This is a genomic window from Sphingomonas sp. Root241 (genome assembly GCF_001428865.1).
Classification (GTDB): Bacteria; Pseudomonadota; Alphaproteobacteria; order Sphingomonadales; family Sphingomonadaceae; genus Sphingomonas.
The window spans coordinates 1-2,077 of record NZ_LMIV01000006.1 but is presented as its reverse complement, the minus strand read 5'-3'; the positions used below and the strand labels follow the sequence as shown (position 1 = coordinate 2,077).

At 67.9% G+C, this 2,077-nt stretch carries 2 protein-coding genes and 1 pseudogene; all 3 read right to left on the bottom strand.

Going from position 1 to position 2,077, the window contains the following annotated elements; genetic code table 11:
• A pseudogene (locus ASE13_RS19080) lies at positions 1-881 on the bottom strand (hypothetical protein); the annotation flags it as partial.
• Positions 811-1,287: a hypothetical protein gene (locus ASE13_RS19075; protein WP_056620208.1), complete on the bottom strand. Its 477-nt coding sequence runs from the start codon at positions 1,285-1,287 to the stop codon at positions 811-813. The pseudogene ASE13_RS19080 and the gene ASE13_RS19075, both read right to left, overlap by 71 nt.
• 23 nt (positions 1,288-1,310) lie before the next feature.
• The coding region (locus ASE13_RS20080; protein ID WP_414885565.1) for a hypothetical protein at positions 1,311-2,077 on the bottom strand (767 nt) is incomplete at its 5' end.

The window sequence follows — 2,077 nt, the reverse complement described above, 5'->3', positions numbered from 1 at the left end:
GCGACGATGCCGGCATTGCCCGCCTTGATGTCACCATTGGCGACGATCGTGACGTCGCCGGTCAGCGTCTGCGTCTGGACGTCGATGCCGTCCTTGCTCGCAGCGGCCGCCGTCACCGCGCCGGTGGTCACCGAGATGGAACCGCCCGCGGCGGTGTCGCGCACCACGATGCCTTCGCCGCCCGTCGAGCCGCTCGCGCCCGAGATGTCCACGGTGACACTGCCTGAACCGGCATTCTTGATGTTCATCGCATCGCCGGTCCCACCGACGAAGCCACCAGTACCGGAAACGTTGATATTACCCGTGCCGCCGGTTCCGCCGACCAGCGTCAGGCCGCGTGTCGCGCCCGTCACCGACTTGTCCGCCGTAACGTTCACTGCATCATTGCCGGTCGCGATGATGCCTTCGGCGCCGGTACCGGTGACGGCTCCGCTGGCAAAGACGCTAACCACCCCGGTGCCGCTGTTGGTCGCCTCGATCCCCACCGAGCCCGACACATTGCCGGCGAGCACTGCGACAGCGCCGGCACCTGCCGCGCTGGTCTGGCGGGCGATGATGCCCGTGTTGCTGACCGAGCTCACGTCACCCGCAACCACGAGCACACTACCGCCCGTCGCCTTGGCGAAGATGCCGTTGCCCGTCGTCGCCGTCACCGGACCCAGCGCCGTAACGCTGGTAAAGCCCGACCCGAAATTCTCCGCGTCGATCCCGAAGCGCGCGTCGATCGCGCCGTTGGCGGTAACGGCCACGTTACCCGATGCGCCACCAGGGATCAGCGCCGCGACGATGCCGGCATTGCCCGCCTTGATGTCACCATTGGCGACGATCGTGACGTCGCCGGTCAGCGTCTGCGTCTGGACGTCGATCGACGATGCCGGCATTGCCCGCCTTGATGTCACCATTGGCGACGATCGTGACGTCGCCGGTCAGCGTCTGCGTCTGGACGTCGATGCCGTCCTTGCTCGCCGTGGCCGCCGTCACCGCGCCGGTGGTGACGCTGATGCTGCCGCCCACGCTCTTGTCGCGCACGACGATGCCTTCGCCACCGGTCGAGCTCGTCGCTCCCGTGATGTTGACCGAGACACTGCCCGCCCCATTGTTCTGGATCGTCACGGCATTGCCGGTGCCGCCCGCCACGCTGCCTGCACTGACGTCGATATTGCCCGCGCCACCCGTGCCGCCAGTCACCAGCAAGCCCGTCGTTGCGCCCGTCACGGTGCCCGCCACGCCGACGCTGATTCCGGCGTTGCCGGTCGCGTTGATACCCTCGCCGCCGGTGCCGGTCACATTGCCGGTCGCGCTGACGTCGATCAGGCCGGTTCCCGAATTGGTCGCCTCGATCCCGACCCCGAGACATTGCCGGCGCCGACGAAGATCGGGCCGGCACCCGCCGCATTGGTCTGGCGTGCGATGATGCCGGTGTTGCTGACCGCGCTCACATCGCCCGCGGACACACTGACGGTGCCGCCGGTCGTCTTGGCGAAAATGCCATTGCCCGTCGTCGCCGTGATGGGTCCGACCGCCGTCACTTGCGTATCGCCCGAGCCGAAATTCTCGGCATCGATCCCGAAGCGCGCGTCGATCGCACCATTGGCCGTGACCGACACGTTCCCGGTCGCCCCACCTGGGATCAGCGCCGCGACGATGCCGGCGTTGCCCGCGTTGATATCGCCGTTCGCCACGATCGTGACGTCGCCGGTCTGCGTCTGCGTCTGGACGTCGATCCCGTCCTTGCTCGCCGTGGCCGCCGTTACCGAACCGGTGGTCACCGAGATGGAACCGCCCGCGGCGGTGTCGCGCACCACGATGCCTTCGCCGCCCGTCGAGCTCGACGCACCCGCGATATTCACCGTGACGTTGCCTGAGCCCGCATTCTTGATGTTCGCCGCATCACCGGTACCGCCGACGAAACCGCCCGTGCCGAAGACGTTGATATCGCCAGCGCCGCCGGTACCGCCGACCAAAGTCAGGCCGCGCGTCGCGCCGGTCACGATATTGTCCACTGCGACGGTGATCGCGTCGTTGCCCGTCGCGAGGATGCCCTCGGCGCCAGTACCCGTGACCGTCCCGCTCGCGG